The 13,711-nt window shown below is 75.6% G+C and carries 12 protein-coding genes; 5 read left to right on the top strand and 7 right to left on the bottom strand.

The window, feature by feature from the left end:
* Positions 1-64: 64 nt before the first annotated feature.
* On the top strand, positions 65-682 hold the full coding sequence (locus tag ACZ6O2_RS09230; protein WP_350707170.1) for a hypothetical protein: 618 nt from the start codon (positions 65-67) through the stop codon (positions 680-682).
* A 29-nt stretch (positions 683-711) separates the two neighbouring features.
* A complete protein-coding gene (locus ACZ6O2_RS09225; protein ID WP_350707168.1) occupies positions 712-1,227 on the top strand; it encodes an SUKH-4 family immunity protein in 516 nt (171 codons plus the stop codon).
* On the opposite strand, the gene ACZ6O2_RS09220 is transcribed toward ACZ6O2_RS09225, so the two are convergent.
* The 6 genes from ACZ6O2_RS09220 to ACZ6O2_RS09195 form a co-directional block, all read right to left on the bottom strand.
* Complete coding sequence (locus ACZ6O2_RS09220; RefSeq protein ID WP_466022516.1) at positions 1,211-2,044, bottom strand: prenyltransferase/squalene oxidase repeat-containing protein; 834 nt, start codon at positions 2,042-2,044, stop codon at positions 1,211-1,213. The genes ACZ6O2_RS09225 and ACZ6O2_RS09220 overlap by 17 nt on opposite strands.
* Before the next feature lie 181 nt (positions 2,045-2,225).
* Entirely contained in the window at positions 2,226-3,407 is a 1,182-nt protein-coding gene (gene moeZ / locus ACZ6O2_RS09215; protein WP_350707166.1) for an adenylyltransferase/sulfurtransferase MoeZ, read from the bottom strand.
* 109 nt (positions 3,408-3,516) lie between these two features.
* The gene (locus tag ACZ6O2_RS09210) at positions 3,517-4,362 is read right to left on the bottom strand and encodes a DUF3152 domain-containing protein (protein WP_466022506.1); all 846 of its coding nucleotides are present in this window, start codon (positions 4,360-4,362) and stop codon (positions 3,517-3,519) included.
* A 126-nt stretch (positions 4,363-4,488) separates the two neighbouring features.
* A complete protein-coding gene (locus ACZ6O2_RS09205; protein ID WP_466022505.1) occupies positions 4,489-5,454 on the bottom strand; it encodes a DUF3152 domain-containing protein in 966 nt (321 codons plus the stop codon).
* A 5-nt stretch (positions 5,455-5,459) separates the two neighbouring features.
* Positions 5,460-6,434 carry an alpha/beta fold hydrolase gene (locus tag ACZ6O2_RS09200; RefSeq protein WP_350707160.1) on the bottom strand — a complete coding sequence of 325 codons (975 nt, stop codon included), beginning with the start codon at positions 6,432-6,434 and terminating at the stop codon, positions 5,460-5,462.
* A gap of 147 nt (positions 6,435-6,581) precedes the next feature.
* Positions 6,582-8,648, bottom strand: coding sequence for a hypothetical protein (locus ACZ6O2_RS09195; protein ID WP_466022515.1), 2,067 nt, complete (start codon positions 8,646-8,648; stop codon positions 6,582-6,584).
* A 1,100-nt stretch (positions 8,649-9,748) separates the two neighbouring features.
* Between ACZ6O2_RS09195 and ACZ6O2_RS09190 the strand changes: the two genes are divergently transcribed.
* A complete protein-coding gene (locus ACZ6O2_RS09190) occupies positions 9,749-10,387 on the top strand; it encodes a TetR/AcrR family transcriptional regulator (protein ID WP_350707158.1) in 639 nt (212 codons plus the stop codon).
* Between the two features lie 65 nt (positions 10,388-10,452).
* Positions 10,453-10,680: a DUF3107 domain-containing protein gene (locus tag ACZ6O2_RS09185; RefSeq protein WP_350684773.1), complete on the top strand. Its 228-nt coding sequence runs from the start codon at positions 10,453-10,455 to the stop codon at positions 10,678-10,680.
* Between the two features lie 155 nt (positions 10,681-10,835).
* On the opposite strand, the gene ACZ6O2_RS09180 is transcribed toward ACZ6O2_RS09185, so the two are convergent.
* Positions 10,836-11,582: a ferritin-like fold-containing protein gene (locus tag ACZ6O2_RS09180; RefSeq protein ID WP_466022504.1), complete on the bottom strand. Its 747-nt coding sequence runs from the start codon at positions 11,580-11,582 to the stop codon at positions 10,836-10,838.
* Between the two features lie 316 nt (positions 11,583-11,898).
* On the opposite strand from ACZ6O2_RS09180, the gene ACZ6O2_RS09175 reads away from it, so the two are divergent.
* Positions 11,899-13,548: a DEAD/DEAH box helicase gene (locus ACZ6O2_RS09175; protein WP_350707154.1), complete on the top strand. Its 1,650-nt coding sequence runs from the start codon at positions 11,899-11,901 to the stop codon at positions 13,546-13,548.
* Positions 13,549-13,711 lie beyond the last annotated feature (163 nt).

Raw genomic sequence — 13,711 nt, 5'->3', positions numbered from 1 at the left:
GTGAGATCTCCGTGGCGTTGCGCGACGTCCCCGAGGGCACCCCGGTCATCGTGAAGGTCCTGCCATGACCCGGCCGGATCCCGCCGTCCTCGCCCGGATCGCCGAGAAGTTGGAGCTGCTCACCCGGGTGGAGGCCGAGCACGGCTTCGGCGTGCGCATCGAGGGGCCCGCTCCGCTGGAGCCGATCGCCGACCTGCCCGGCGTCGCCGAGGTCTACAGCCTTTTCCGGCGCATCGAGGGCGACGACTTCCGGTTCCACGCGCCGAAGGAGATCCTCACCCCGCAGGCGTGGGAGGAGGACGAGGTCAACCCGAACGACCCGATGGGCAGCCCGCTGATCGTCGGCTACGAGATGGACAGCGTCCCCGCCGGCCTCCGCGCCGAGATCCGCGGCGGTGACCCGATCTATCTCGACCGGGAAGACCTGGACGTGTACTACATGGAGTCCAGCGCCTACGTCTACCAGTACGAGCACCCCGACGAGGACGTCGAGTTCACCGTCATCGCGCCCGATGTCGCCACGTTCTTCGACGAGCACGTGCTCGGTCCCCGCTACCCGGAGCTGACGGCCGTCGTCTTCGGTCCCGCCGCTGCCGAGCAGCGGCTGCGCAAGGGCCGGCACGCCGGCGAGTACGCCGACAACTGGCGGCGGCTGCTGATCGCCGCCGGCCTGTCCTCCTGACCCACCCGCCGACCCTGCGAAGGACCGTCATGGCAGCTGATCCGCGGTTCACCGCGTTGTGGAGCGAGGAAGAGCTCATCCCGTACCCGCGCGAGGCGTGGCTGGAGGGGGGTTTCACCCCCGAGATGCTTCCCGACGGTGACGAGATCCCGCTCGACGTGGCGGTGGTCTTCACCGCCTTCCTCGAAGGGGACATCGAGCTGTACGACACCATCCAGCTGACCACCGAGGACGGCTCGCTGGACATCCGACTGATCGTGGTCGGCGCGGTGGCCGACAACAATGACCTGCTCTACGTGCTCGACCCGCGCACCGGGGAGATCCTCCAGTGCGACCTGGAGCAGCCGGACGTGCAGCCGGTGAACAGCAACTTCCGCACCTTCGTCGAGTTCCTCTACCAGTTCGCGCTCTTCGTCGAGGCGGACGAGGGCAAGCCGGGGCGCGCCGAGCGGGCGGAGCAGCTGCGGATGGTGCTGGAGAGCATCGACCCGGCCGCCTTCACCCCCGACGGCTGGTGGCCGTTGGTGATCAGCCAGCTGAAGTGACCGCCGGGCGGCAGGCCCGGATCGCGGTCAGCGTGGTGTGCACGTCGAACTGGTGTCCGTCGTCGCTGTCCCAGCCGCCGTCGCTGCGCTGGGTCTCGGCGAGCCGCCTGCGGGCGGCGACGAACAGCCACTGCTCCTCGCTCCCCTCGACCTGGCGCAGCGTGGCAGCCAGCCACGCCGCGTCGGCCGGGGACATCTTCGGCACCCGCTCGGCCAGCACCGCCTGGATGCGCGCCGACTCGTCGTACATCTGCTGCCGGTGCAGCACCGCCGCGCTCAGCCACCCGGCCGGCAGGAAGGACGGCCAACTGCCGTCGGGGGCGAGCGCCGTGGCCAGCGCGTGCGCCGCCGCCTGCACCACCCCGGCGTACGCCCCACCGACCCGGTGGTCCAGCGGGCCGGCGGCCCGGGCGTCGAGCCCGGCGACGGTCAGCCAGTAGCCGGCGTTGGCGGTCAGGTAGAACCGGGCCTCCGGGTCACCGGGGCGGGCCCACTCCGGAGCCAGGCCGGCCAGCCGCGGGTCCTCCTCCCAGCCGCCGTCGGGCAGTTGCCGGGCGGCGAGCCAGTCCAGCGCGTGCCGGGCGGCGGGACGGCCGAGCGCGCCGAGGTCGTCCAGCTCGGCGAGGCGGAAGCAGGTCGCGTCGACCGAGGCGACCTCGCCGCCGAGCACCGCCGGCCAGCCACCGCCGGGCGCCTGCCCGGCCTCGGCCTCGTCGAGCAGTTCCACCGGCGCCGGCGCGCCGGTGCGCAACCGGGAGAGACGGGCGCGGTCCACCGCGTCCCCGTGCGCCACGACGAAGCCGATCGCGGCGTCCATGTCGACCACGGCGGACACGCTACCTGCGAAAAGTCGGTTCCGCCTCCGGGAAACGGCTCGGCCGGGTCCACCGGGTAGCCACCGTCGACCGGCGCGACGTGCGGACCGGGCCCGGTGCCGGGGCTGGCGGCACGGCACAGAGGCCCTCCCGCACGGGCGGAAGGGCCTCTGGTGCGACCGGTCAGTACGCGGGCAGCGACGGGTCGATCTGCTTGATCCAGGAGAGCACGCCGCCCTGCACGTGCACGGCGTCGCGGAACCCGGCCGCCTTCAGCGCGGCGAGCGCCTCCGCGGAGCGGACCCCGGACTTGCAGTGCAGCACGATCTGCCGGTCCTGCGGCAGGTTGGCCAGCGCCTCGCCGGAGATGATCTCGCCCTTGGGGATCAGCGTCGCGCCCGGGATCCGGACGATCTCGTACTCGGCCGGCTCGCGGACGTCGACGAGGAAGATGTCCTTGCCGGCGTCCTGCCACTCCTTGAGCTCCAGTGCGGTGATGGTCGAGTCGACCACCGCCTCCTGCGCCTCCACCGACACCGCGCCGCAGAAGTCCTCGTAGTCCTCCAGCAGGTCGGTGACCGTCGGGTTCTCGCCGCAGAGCACGCAGTTCGGGTCCTTGCGGACCTTGATCTTGCGGTAGCTCATCTCCAGGGCGTCGTAGACCATCAACCGGCCGACCAGCGGCTCGCCGATGCCGGCGAGCAGCTTGATCGCCTCGTTGACCTGGATCGAGCCGATCGACGCGCAGAGCACGCCGAGCACCCCGCCCTCGGCGCAGGAGGGAACCATGCCGGGCGGCGGGGGCTCCGGGTAGAGGCAGCGGTAGCAGGGGCCGTGCTCGGCCCAGAACACCGACGCCTGGCCGTCGAAGCGGTAGATCGACCCCCAGACGTACGGCTTGCCGAGCAGCACCGCCGCGTCGTTGACCATGTAGCGGGTGGCGAAGTTGTCCGTGCCGTCGACGATCAGGTCGTACCGGGAGAAGATGTCGCGGACGTTGTCCCGGTCCAGCGCGGTGTTGTGGATCTCCACGTCGACCAGCGGGTTGATCTCCCGGATCGACGCCGCGGCCGACTCGGCCTTGGAGCGGCCGACGTCGGAGACGCCGTGGATGATCTGGCGCTGGAGGTTGGACTCGTCGACGGTGTCGAAGTCGATGATGCCGAGGGTGCCGACGCCCGCGGCGGCCAGGTACATCAGGGCCGGCGAGCCGAGACCGCCGGCGCCGACGCAGAGCACCCGGGCGTTCTTCAGCCGCTTCTGCCCCTCGACCCCGACGTCCGGAATGATCAGGTGGCGCGAGTAGCGGCGGATCTCGTCAACGGTCAGCTCGGCGGCGGGCTCGACGAGCGGGGGCAACGACACGGTGGACTCCCCGGGATCGGCTGATGGCGAACCGAGCCATTGTCGCCCGTCATGGGGCCGGTCGGCCATGAGGAGGGACACGTCGCCCGAACTGCGGGAGCGGGAATATTCAGATCCCGGGGACCAGCTTGCCTTCGTAGCGCGAGCCGTCGACGTAGGGCCAGGCGTTGGCGACGCAGCCGTCCAGTCCGTACGTCTGCTGTTGCATCACCGGCGCCGGCTCGCCCGGGGCCGGGCACGCCTGGTGTTCCCCGCCGAACTCGTGGCCCACCTCGTGGTTGATCACGTAGGCGCGGTAGATCTCCAGCGGCGCCCCGTAGTCGGGAACGGCCTCCAGCCAGCGGGCGAGGTTGATGATCACCTGACCGGGGAGCCGGCAGGAGGTGTAGCCGTCGGTGCTCAGCCCGCCCTCCGCGCACATCCGCTCCGAGGTGTCCGGGGTGGCCAGGTAGACGGTGAAGTCGGCGTCGTCCGCCTCGGCCACCCGCTGCACCCGGAACTCCTCCGACGCGGTCCAGCCGCGCGGGTCGCCCAGCACCTCGTCGACGGTGGCGGCGAAGGCGACGACGTCCTGGCCGGTGCCCGACTCCACGGCCACCCGGTAGCGCCGGACCGGCCCGGCGGTGCCCCGCACCGGGGAGTCCCCGGTCGCGGCGTCGAAGCTGCCCGTGCCCTCCCGCGGGTAGGGGGTGGGGGTGGGGCGCTGCTCGTGCTCGCCCGCCGCCGCCCCGTACGCCGGCCGGCCCGGGTCGCTCGTGGGCGGCTCGCCGGCCTGCCCGTCGGGCCGGGGGGCCAGCGTCACCACGGCGGCCGCCGCGAGCAGCAGGGCCAGACCGGTCCCGAGGGTGCGCCGGTCCCGGAGCAGGGCCGGCAGGCGGCGGCCCCGGGGCAGGGGTCGCGGCGACGGACGGTGGGTCGGCGGACCAGGCGGGTCGCAAGGGGACGACGACGTCATGACCTGAGCGTCCCACGCGAATCTGGCCATTTCCGCGCTTTTAGCGCAGTTTGGCTACGGCCAGTCCAGGCCGTCGACACCCGGCACCGGTGGGCGCTCCTGCCCCCGCTGTCCGGCCGGCGGCGGCTAGAGCGGCGGCCCGGCGTAACGCCGACCGTCGCGGTACGGCCAGGGATTGGCGACGCAGCCGTTGAGGAAGAGGGTCTGCTGCATCATCACCGGCGCCGGGCGGCCCCTGCCCGGGCAGCGCTCGTGCCGGTGCCCCAACTGGTGCCCGACCTCGTGGTTCACCACGTACGTCCGGTAGACCGCGAGCGGCACGCGGGCGCTCACGTAGTGCGGCACCGACAGCCGCCAACGGTCCAGGTTGATGATCACCTTGCCGGGCGCCCGGCACGACGTGTACGGCCGCCCGCCCACCCGGATGTCGACCCCGCCCGCCGCGCACATCCGGCCCGCCGTGGCGGCGGTGGCCAGGTAGACCGTGAAGTCGTGCCGGGCGTCCGCGCGTACCTGCTGCAACCGCAGCCCGCCGTCGACCCAGCTCCCCGGCCCGGTGAGCGCCTCCTCGACGGCCGCCGCGAACTCACCCGCGTCCTCGTCGGAGCCCGACTCCACGGCGACCCGGTAGCGGTGCAGCCTGCCGGCCTCCCCCAGCACCGGGCGCACCCGGTCGTCGTAGCCGAAGCTGCCCCGGCCCGCCGACGGCACCGGCCCGGGCAGCCGCAGCACCGGCGGCGGGGGCGTGGTGGCCGCGGCGGCGGGCGACGCCGGGACCGGCGAGGCGGACACCGGCGCGGCCGCCGGCGCGGGGGCCAGTTCCTCGGCGGTGAGCACCTCCGCGCCGACGTCGGCACCCCGCCGGTCGGCGACCACCGCCACCGCCGCGCCGACCGCGAGGAGGAGTGCGACCAGCTCGACGAGGCGACGCCGGCGGGCCGGCCGGCGGTGCCGGGGACGGGACAGGTCCGGGCCCTGGACGGCGGCCGGCGCCCGCTCCGTGGAGCGCCGACGCCCGCCGGCGGAGGCTGCGGCCCGCCGGCCCCGGGGCGGGGGCGGGGGCGGGGCGGGGCGGCGGCGGGCGGAGGACATCCCGGTCAGCCTGCCATGTCGGACCGTTTCGCGGTGTCCCCCGTTTCGGCGAGCAGGCCCAGCACGGCACGGGCGACCAGGCGCGGCACCTCCAGTTGCGCCACGTGCCCGACGCCGTCGAGCATCAGCAGGCGGCTGTCCGGGACGACCCGCGCGGCCTGCGGCGCCACCCGGACGTCCACCAGCCGGTCGTGCCGCCCCCCGATGACCAGCGTGGGCGCCCGGACCACACCGGCCAGCCGCCACAGCGATCCCGACCCCGGCAGGTACGACCGCAGGAAACTGGAGACCAGGCCGCGGAACGTCCGGACGTACGCGGCGGCGTAGTGCTCGGCCTCGTAGCGCACCCGGATCTCCTCCAGCGCCTCCTGCCGGCGCTGCTCGCTGATCCGGCTCAGGTCGCCGATGCACGCCTCCATGACCTGCTGGGCCATCACTTCGGGGGCGAGCTTGGCCAGCTGCCGGGCGGCCAGGCGCTCGCCCCGGGGGATCGCCAGCAGCGGCAGCATCCGACCCTGCAACGAGCGCCGGAAGTCGAGGAACGGCAGAGCCGGCGAGATCAGGGTCAGGGTCCGGACCAGGTCCGGCCGCAGCCCCGCCACCTGCACCGAGATCGCCCCGCCCAACGAGTTCCCGAACAGGTGCACCGGCCCCCGGCCGGAGTGCTCGATCCAGCGGATCACCCGCTCGCTGAAGGCCGGGATGGTGTAGCGGCGCCCCGGCTCGCTGCGGCCGAACCCCGGCAGGTCGATGGCCTGCCCGTCGAGGCGGTCGGCGAGCAGGCCGGCCAGGTCGGTCCAGTTCTGCGACGAGCCGCCCAGGCCGTGCACGTAGAGCGCCGGTTCCGCGCCGGGGGCGGTGGCCGGGGTGTCCCGGACGTACGTCACGGTGCCGTCGAGGCGCACCTCGCGCCCGGGCCAGGGCGGCGGGACGGAGTGCTCGGGGAGGAGATGGTCCGGCCAGAGGATGGCGCGCTTCATCCCTCCAGTCTGCCCACGCCCGCGCCGCCCGGCAGCGCGTCGAACCGCGCCCGCGCCGCCCGGCAGCGTTCGGACCGTGCCCGCGCCGCGAGCGGGCCGCTCGCGGCACGCACCGCTCCCCCGGCGCGTCGGGCCGCACCCGCGCGCTCAGGCCAGCAGCGCCTCGATCCGGCGGTTGACCGCGGAGAGGGTGGCCCGGACGACCGCCTGCCGGGGATCGCCGGCGACCAGCGCGGAGCCGACGAGTTGCTCGACCCAGCCGTCGCAGACGAGCAGCACCACGACCGTGGCCACCTCGCAGTTGCCGAACGGCACCACCGCGGCGTGCTCCACGAAGCAGCGGCCCCGCTCCGGCCCGGGATCCCCGCCGCGGAGCAGCTCGTCCACCGCCGCCGCGGCGGCCACCGCGCAGAGCCGCAGCACGTACCCGTCGACCGCCGGTCCCGTCGAGTAGCCGGCGGCGCTCTCCCCGCCGGCTACGAGGCGCACCTCCACGGTGGCGTCGAGCCCGAAGGTGCTCACCTGGACGTGGTCGATCACCACCCGGGGACCGGCCGCGCCGCCGGTGTCCAACGGCCGGGACGGCGCGGACTCCGTCGTGGTCACCTGCCCGCCGGAGTACGACGTGCCGACGGTCGCCGGGCTGCCGGTGGGGGTCCCGGCCGGGGCGGCCGACACCGAGCCCGGCTCCTCCACGGTGGCCCGGCCCCGGTGCGGGGCGGTGGACTGCCGGCGCCGGCGCGGGGGCTCCGGCGCCGCCTCGGGACGCTGCTCGACGCGGGCCTGCGGGGCCTCGGTCGGACTGCCGGCCGCGCGGCTGCCGGGCACCCGGGTCTCGGCGGCCGGCGGCTCGGCGCTCCGCGGCCCGGCGGAGCCCGGCGACCTGGTCTCGGCGGCGCGCGGCTCGGCCGACCGGCGGCGCACCGGGGCGGCCGGCATGCCGGGCACGTTCTGTGGGGCGGCGGCGAGCCCCATCCGCTCCTGGAGCAGGCGGGCGACCTGCCGGCTCACCTCGGCCGGGTCGGCCCCGTCGGCCAGGTCGAGCCGCAGGCTGTGCGCGCCGGCCGGGGTGCGGCGCAGGGCCGCGTCGCGAACGCCGGCCACCCCGCGTACGGCGTCGAGGATCGCGTTGACGTCGAAGCCCTCCGGCCGCTCCCGCAGCGGTGCGGGCTCGTCGTCGCGGCGCAGATGGGTGGCGATGCGGGCGAGTTCCGGGGTTTCGGCGGGTGGCTCCACGGCTGGCGGCTCCGGCACGACGGGCACGTCCGGTTCGGCGGGGACGCGCTGCGGCAACACCGCCGACGAACGGTCCGGGAGCCGGTCGTCGCCGGCCGGCTCGGCCGTTGACGCCGGTTCGGGGGCGGATCGGCGGGCCGCGTAGGGAGGTGCGCTCGTCGGGGCGGGCGCGGACGGGGTGCGGTCACGTCGCCCGGGCCCGCTCGTGGCGGCGGGAGCGGAGGCGGCCTGCGGGCCGCTTGATGCCTCCGGCGGCACCGGGGGCCGCTCCTCGCTCACCGACCGGAGCCGGAACGGCCGGGCCGTCCGGCCCGCGGTCTCGTCCCCGGCCGGCGCAGGAGCGGTGCCCTCCACCGGGCCGGCCAGGTCGTACGCAGCCGGGGGCGCGCTCGCGGGCGCGCCCGACGGCCCCCCGCCCGCCCAGGCAGGTCGCTCGGCAGGGACCGGGATGGAGCGGTCGGCCGCGGGCGACGCCGCCCGGTCGGCGGGATCGGCCGGCGGCTCGTACGCCGGGCGCGACGCGGACTCGGTCCGGCCGACCTCGTAGGGGCGGCCCGGCTCGGCGTGCGGCGGCTCGTAGGACCGGCCGGGCGGCTCGGCGCGCGGCGGCTCGTAGGGCCGGTGCGGCTCTGCGGTCCAGCCCGGCGCCCGGTCCTCCCGGGACCGGCGGCCCACGGGCTCGTCCTCCTCGCGCGCCCGGCGGCCGACCGGCTCGTCCTCCGCCCGGGACCGGCGTCCGGTGGTGGCGGGCTCGTCCCAGGCCCGGCGGCCGGCCGGCTCGCTCTCCTCACGGGACCAGGGGGGTGCCCAGCCGCCGCCCCAGCTCGGCCGGTTCCAGTTCGGGCCGGACCAGTCCGGCTCGGTCGCCGGTGGCCATTCGGCGGCCGACGCGCGGGAGTCGCCCGGTTCCCGGCCGGCACCGGGCCCACGGTCGGCGCCCGGCGCGTGCTCCGCGGCCACCTGCTCGACGCCCGGCACGCGGTCGGGGCCGGTGGCACCAGAGGTGCCGGCCTGCTCGGCGGGGGCCGGCGCGGGGTCCTGCCCGGCGACCGGGCCACGGTCGGGGTCGGAGCCGTACTCCTGCCGGAAGGCGCGCTCCGCGCCGAGCGCGCGGTCGACGCCGGAGAGCCGGTCGCCGGTCGCCGGTCGGTCGCCCGCCGAGGCCTCGGGCGCGGGCGGGCGCTCGCCGGCCGGCGGGAACGGGCGGGGGGCGGGGGCCGGCGGCTCCGGCGGGAAGGAGTCGGCCCAGCCGGTGGCACCGGCGGCCGGGGAGGGCTCCTCGGCGGCGGGGCGGTCGACGGTCGGCGCGTGGAAGCCGGGCGGCACCTCGAAGCCGCTGGCCGCCGTGCCGACGGGCGGGACCTGCATGGCCGGCGGGGCCGAGGTCGGCAGGCCGGGGTCGGCCCAGCGCGGCTGGCGGCCGGCCGACGGGTCCGCGGAGGAGTGCCGGGCGGGGCCGGTCTCGGGCTCGGCGGGCCCGTGCTGCGGGTCCGACGGCTGTTCGGCCGCGGGCGCCGGCCGCTGCGCGGGCACCACCAGCCGGTCGCCTCCCGGGTCGCGGCGCTGCTCGCCGAGGATGCCGGGCGGGGCGCTCACCGGGGCCTGGCGGCCGACCGGCGCGTCGTCGGCGTGGCTGACGCCGTTGACGTGGTGACCGTTGGCCCGGGCCGGCGGCTCGGGTGCGGCCGGCGGACCGGGCAGCGGCGACGGCAGGTCGCCGTGCCGGGGCGAGGAGGCGGCCCAGCCGAGACCCGGGTCGGGCGGACCCCACGCCGAGGCCTGCTCGCGGGCCCCGGAGATCTCCTGACCCCGGGACCATCCGGCCGCCGAGGGCGCCCACCCGCCGCCGGCCCGGCCCAGGTCGTCCTGCTGACCCGTCCCGTCGCCGTGCTCTCCCGGGGTGGCGGCACCGGGTTGCCCTGTTTCACTCACCGCGCGCTCCTTGGTCGCCCCCGCTGAGGCTACCGTGTGGTGACAGTGGCGATAAGTTACAGCGGCGGGCCAATTCCGCGACGGGCCATGAGCCCAGACCGGTTCGGGTGAAATGCCGGCTCGTACGAAGAAACTCGGAGGTTCCCATGACCGCTGTGGGGAACGGTGCACAGACAGCCGGCCGGCCCACCCGCCTGCCCCGTTCGGCGCGCCGCAAGCAACTGCTCGCCGCCGCTCAGGAGGTGTTCGTCGCCCAGGGCTACCACGCGGCGGCGATGGACGACATCGCCGAACGGGCGGGAGTCTCCAAGCCGGTGCTCTACCAGCACTTCCCCGGCAAGATGGACCTCTACCTCGCGCTGCTGGACACGCACTGCGACGCGATCCTCGCGAAGGTCGACGAGGCCATGCGCGGCACCAACGACAACAAGGAGCGGGTCGGCGCCTCGGTGCGCGCGTACTTCGACTTCGTCGACCACGAGAGCGAGGCGTTCCGCCTCGTCTTCGAGTCCGACCTGCGCAACGACCCGGCGGTGCGGCAGCGCGTCGAGCGGGTCGAGCAGGGCTGCATCGCGGCCATCACCGACACCATCATCTCCGACACCGGGGTCAGCCGGGCGCACGCCGAGCTGCTCGCCTCCGGCCTGGTCGGGGCGGCCGAGACCGCCGCGCAGTTCTGGCTGGCCGGCGGCCGGCAGGTGCCCAAGGCGGAGGCGGAGGCGTTGGTCGCCGCGCTCTCCTGGCGGGGCATCGCCAGCTTCCCGCTGCAAGGTGAGTCAGCCTGAGCATCGGGGCGCGAGATCGGATAGCCTTCCCCTCGGCGGCTCTTTCGCCCGAACGAGGAGGCACTGTGGAGGTCAAGATCGGCGTGCAGTACGCGCCCCGCGAGCTGGTGCTGGAGAGCGCGCAGTCGCCGGCCGAGATCGAGCAGATCGTGACCGACGCCATGACCAAGGACGAGGGCACCCTCTCCCTGACCGACGAGAAGGGCCGGCGGGTGATCGTGCCGGTCAACAAGGTCGCCTACGTCGAGATCGCCGAGGCGTCGCCGCGGGCGGTCGGTTTCACCGTCCGCTGACCCGGTCGGCAGCCCGCGACGGGTGACGACGTCGCCCGTCGCGGACCCCGCCGGCCCGGCCCGGCACGCCGACTCGCCCGGCACTCCGTGTGCCGGTGCGTCGGTCGTCGAGCGGCAGGCTTCCTGGCGCCAGTCGCGGTGGAGTCGCCCGCGCGTCAGTTGTTCAGCCCGGCGGCGGCCATCCGCGTGGTGTGCGCGTCGGTCAGCCGCCGGAAAAGTCCCTGCACGTCCACCCGGTCGCTGCCGGCGATGAGGGCGGTCAGCGCGCCCCGGTCGGCGGCGACCCGACCGGCCTGCGACAGGGCCTCCCCGACCAGCCGCCGCGCCCACATCGAGAGCCGGCCGGCCACCTTCGGGTCGGCCGCGATGGCGGCCCGGATCTCGGCGACGGCGAAGTCGGCGTACGCGGAGTCGTGCACCACGTCGAGGACGAGCCGGCGGTCCGGCTCGGCCAGGGCCGCGGCGATCTCCCGGATGAAGTCGTCGGTGATGGCGTCGCCCACGTACGCCTTGGTCACCGCCTCCGCCCAGTCCCGCGGCTCGGTCGAGTCGTGGTACGCCTGCAGCGGCGCGACGTACGGCGCCATCGCATCGTCGGGGAGCACGCCGAGCGCGGCGAGCCGGTCGGCCAGTCGACGGTAGTTGCCGATCTCGGCGGCGGCCATCTCGCTCAGGGCCGCCCGGCGGCGCAGGTCGGGGGCGAGCCGGGCGTCGACGGCCATCCGCTCGAAGGCGAGCAGTTCGCCGAACGCGACCAGGCCGAGCAGATCCGGGACGGCGGGGTCGGGCGGGGTCGGGCGGGCAGGGTCGGGCAGGTCCGGGACGACGTGGGCCGACAGAGCCGAAACGGCAGCGCCGGGCGGGTCCGGGACGGCAGGGCCGGTCTGGTCGGGGTCGGGCACGAGCGCAGGCTACCGCCCGCCCGCACCGACCGGGGGGAGTGACGCGGGTCACACCCGATGCCCCCGGGCGCGCCACCTGCGCCAGGAATCAGGACGACTGGCGTGCTGTTCAGGTAACATGGAGCAGTTGCCGTGGGCGCCGAGCTGGCCAGGCCGGTCCAACAGACCGGTCGGTCCCATCGAAGTCCGACTCCACGGCGCGCGTGCGGCCCGGTCCGGCCAGGCGTTCTGCCGCCGACCGTGTGGCCCGCGCCACACCGATCGCGCCCTGAGGACATGACGGGGCGCACCCACGAGAGGGCACCCCCAAATCCATATGAGCGAGCTGACCCAAGAACTCATGGACGGCCAGGAGCTGGCCGCCACCGCTCCGGTGCGTCCGGAGGCACCCACCTTCGCCGAGCTGGGCGCGCGTCAGGAGACCGTCGACGCGCTGGCCGCGGCCGGCATCACCCGCGCGTTCGCCATCCAGGAGTACGCGCTCCCGATCGCGCTGCGCGGCACCGACCTGATCGGCCAGGCGCCCACCGGCACCGGCAAGACCCTCGGCTTCGGCGTACCGCTGCTGGAGCGCGTCTTCGCGCCCGAGGAGGGTGGCGACGGCGTGCCGCAGGCGCTGGTCGTCGTGCCCACCCGCGAGCTGGGCATCCAGGTCGCCAAGGACCTCGCCGCCGCGGGCCGGACGCGGGGCGTCCGGGTCCTGCCGATCTACGGCGGTGTGGCTTACGAGCCGCAGGTCGACGCGCTGCGCAAGGGCGTGGAGATCCTGGTCGGCACCCCCGGCCGCCTGCTGGACCTGGCCAAGCAGAAGCACCTGCGCCTGGACCGGGTGCACGCGCTGGTCCTCGACGAGGCCGACCGGATGCTCGACCTGGGCTTCCTCGACGACGTCGAGCGGATCCTCGCGATGCTGCCGGAGGACCGGCAGACGATGCTCTTCTCGGCGACCATGCCCGACCCGATCGTCACCCTCTCCCGGCGCTTCCTGCGCCACCCGGTGACGATTCACGCGGGTCACACCGCCGAGACGGGGCCGTCGCCGCAGACCGAGCAGCTGGCCTACCGCACCCACTCGATGAACAAGATCGAGATCGTGGCCCGCATCCTGCAGGCCGAGGGTCGCGGGCTGACCATGATCTTCACTCGCACCAAGCGGGCCGCCGACCGGGTCGCCGAGGACCTCGACTTCCGGGGCTTCGCCGTCGCCGCCGTGCACGGCGATCTCGGGCAGGGCGCGCGCGAGCGGGCACTGCGGGCGTTCCGGGCGGGCAAGATCGACACCCTGGTCGCCACCGACGTCGCCGCCCGGGGCATCGACGTCAGCGGTGTCACGCACGTGATCAACTACGACTGCCCCGAGGACCAGGACACCTACACCCACCGGATCGGTCGCACCGGCCGGGCCGGGGCGAGCGGCGTCGCGGTGACCTTCGTCGACTGGGACGACATGCCCCGCTGGCGGATCATCGACAAGACGCTGGGCCTGGAGATGCCGGAGCCGCCGGAGACGTACCACACGTCCCCGCACCTCTACACCGACCTGCACATCTCCACCGAGGTCACCGGCACCCTGCCGACGGCCGAGCGCACCCGCGCCGGCCTGGCGGCCGAGGTGGAGGAGGACCTGGGCGGTGGCCGGTCCCGCCGGGGCGAGGGCCGGGGCTCCCGGCGCGGCGACGGCCGCGGTCGCGGCGAGCGCCGCCAGGGCCGCGCCACCGGGGAGTCCGGCGGGCCGGGCGCCGACGCGCCGGCCGAGGCCGCCGAGGAGGGCACCCGCACCCCGCGTCGCCGCCGGCGTCGCCGCGCCGGCGAGACCGTCTCGGGCGAGCCGACCGCGGTGATCACCACCGAGGCCGCCGACGCCCCCGCCGCCGCGGGCGAGGCCCCGAAGCCGCGCCGCCGCCGGCGCCGTCGTGGTGGCGGTGGCTCCGCCGCCGGTACGCCGGCCGAGGCGACCGCCGACTGACCCGAGCACGACACCCGACATCCCCGTACCGGTCCCCCGGTGCGGGGATGTCGCCGTCGTGACCGGATGAAGGCCCGCGCGACCGGGTGACCGAACGCGACCGGTCCCACCGCGCATGGTCGGGCGCCCGCGGCGCGTCCGCGGGAGCGCAGCGTGCCCGAGG

This window comes from Micromonospora sp. NPDC048040, assembly GCF_055587185.1.
Note: the sequence above shows the minus strand (reverse complement) of the source record. Positions and strands in the feature narration are given on the sequence as shown.